The sequence below is a fragment of the Helicobacter sp. 12S02634-8 genome (assembly GCF_002272865.1).
Classification (GTDB): Bacteria; Campylobacterota; Campylobacteria; order Campylobacterales; family Helicobacteraceae; genus Helicobacter_J.
Window position 1 is genome coordinate 1 of record NZ_MLAP01000042.1, and the last position, 1378, is coordinate 1378.

At 40.9% G+C, this 1378-nt stretch carries 1 protein-coding gene and 1 pseudogene; one reads left to right on the forward strand and one right to left on the reverse strand.

Translation table 11 applies throughout. The features are described from left to right. On the forward strand, positions 1-183 hold a 183-nt coding region (locus BKH46_RS09705), incomplete at its 5' end, for a hypothetical protein (RefSeq protein ID WP_216358722.1). A gap of 1086 nt (positions 184-1269) precedes the next feature. On the opposite strand, the pseudogene BKH46_RS09255 reads toward BKH46_RS09705, so the two are convergent. Continuing rightward, positions 1270-1378, reverse strand: a pseudogene (locus tag BKH46_RS09255) (peroxiredoxin); the annotation flags it as partial.

Here is a 1378-nt window from a genome sequence, read left to right on the forward strand (position 1 = left end):
GAAAATTTTTATTGTTTTTTTGGGGGTTTGGGGGGACTTGCCTTTCTGTATTTGTCTTTGCATTTGGTCTTTCTGTATTTGCCTTTTGCCTTTGCCTTTCTGCCTTTAAGCGTGGCAGGGGTAAGGGGGAGTTTGAGGGGGAATTTTGACCCTCCCACCCAAACTGCGGACTTCGCAATTTGAGCCCCCTTCCCCTCTCATAAAAGAGTTTTAAAAGTATTTTTGGATTTAATTTAGTTTGCTATTTGCTTCAGAGCTTGAAAGCTTTTTCAAAAAGGACTTTCTCTCTTTCAAAATACTTTTTTTAATCTCAAAAAAGGGGTTTAACCTCCCCTAACCCCTCCTTAGCCCCGAAAAAACTCTTTTTTTCGGCAAATAAGGAGGGGAAGCTCGCAACCTCCTTGCTAGTTAAAAGAGGGCGATTGCACTACTGCAATCTTGTCTCCCTCTTTTAACACCACGCAAGGGCGAGCAAAGACAGCTCTCCAATCCGAGGTTTTCGCCTTTCTGCATTTTGCCTTTGCGTGCAGTGGTAAGGGGGTTTTAAGGGGATTTAGGGGGTGCAAAGCTCAAGTCAGCCCCTTTAGCCCCTTAATGCGTAAGCAAAAAAAGTATTTGATTTTTATTTTGTCAAAGCTTGTTTTAATCCAAAAACTCTTTTATTTTCTTTCAAAAAAGGGGTTTAACCACCCCTAACATAATGGGTGGGTGGGTCAAGACCTTTACCCTAAAAAAACTCTTTTTTTCCCAAACCATTATTATGCGATGGAGGGGAAGCTCGCAATCCTCCACCTATCTATTTTTATTGGGATTTCTTTATGAAATCCTAAGACCACTTCAGGGATTAAAAATCCCTATCGTTCCTAAAGGATAGAGTTATTCCCGACTTTGTCGTTCATCAACTCGTTTTCAGAGGTTCGCACTTCTGTAGTCTTTTCTCTGTCTTTTTGCACCCTTGCTGAGGGCAAGCAAAAGCACAGAGATTCAAGGTTTTTTGCCTTTGTATTTACCTTTCGCCTTTGCGTGCAGTGGGTGGGGGTAGGTTTTAGGAAGGGGGAGGTCTAGCTTGAACTAAGTAGAACCCTCCCCCCCCTAAGAAAAGAGTTTTAAAAATATTTTTGGATTTAATTGATTATTCTATTTGCTAAAGAGCTTGAAAGGTTTTCAAAATAAAAAGGTAGGTCTTTAGGATTTGCAAAAATCCCAGTGAAAATAAACAAGAAAAATTAATGGAGAGAAGCCCTAAGCAAAAGCTTAGAGCATAAGGCTTTAGAGTTTAGAAGCGTTTTGAGAGAGATATTCTTGAACACCTTGATGGGTGGCTTTCATACCTTTATCGCCTTTTCTCCAGCCAGCAGGGCATACCTCGCCATTTTCT